The organism is Shewanella sp. T24-MNA-CIBAN-0130 (assembly GCF_040310185.1).
GTDB classification, from domain to species: domain Bacteria; phylum Pseudomonadota; class Gammaproteobacteria; order Enterobacterales; family Shewanellaceae; genus Shewanella; species Shewanella psychromarinicola.
This window is the reverse complement of sequence record NZ_JBEOPP010000434.1, coordinates 1-254: the sequence shown is the minus strand read 5'-3', so window position 1 is coordinate 254 and position 254 is coordinate 1. Positions and strand designations below refer to the sequence as shown.

Genomic DNA, 254 nt, shown 5'->3' with positions numbered 1-254 from the left:
ATATAAATCAATGGTATGGTAACTTTTAAGTTCAGGTACATCCGCTAAAATTGCAAAGTCGACTTCACCACTTTCTAGCGCAGCTAAAATAGTGGTTGTTTGCATTTCAGTAAACGAAAACTGGCTATTTATAAACGCTGCTTTCATTGATGTTAGTAGCGTAGGTAATAAATAAGGCGCAATCGTTGGAATAATACCAATGGTAAGCTTGCCCTGCAGTGGTTCATTAGATGTTGCTGCCAGCTCTTTTAATA

The 254-nt window shown here is 37.4% G+C and carries 1 protein-coding gene; it reads right to left on the bottom strand.

Annotation, left to right across the window (positions count from 1 at the left end; all coding sequences use genetic code 11):
* On the bottom strand, positions 1-254 hold a 254-nt coding region (locus AAEZ02_RS23010; RefSeq protein ID WP_351125465.1), incomplete at both ends, for a LysR substrate-binding domain-containing protein.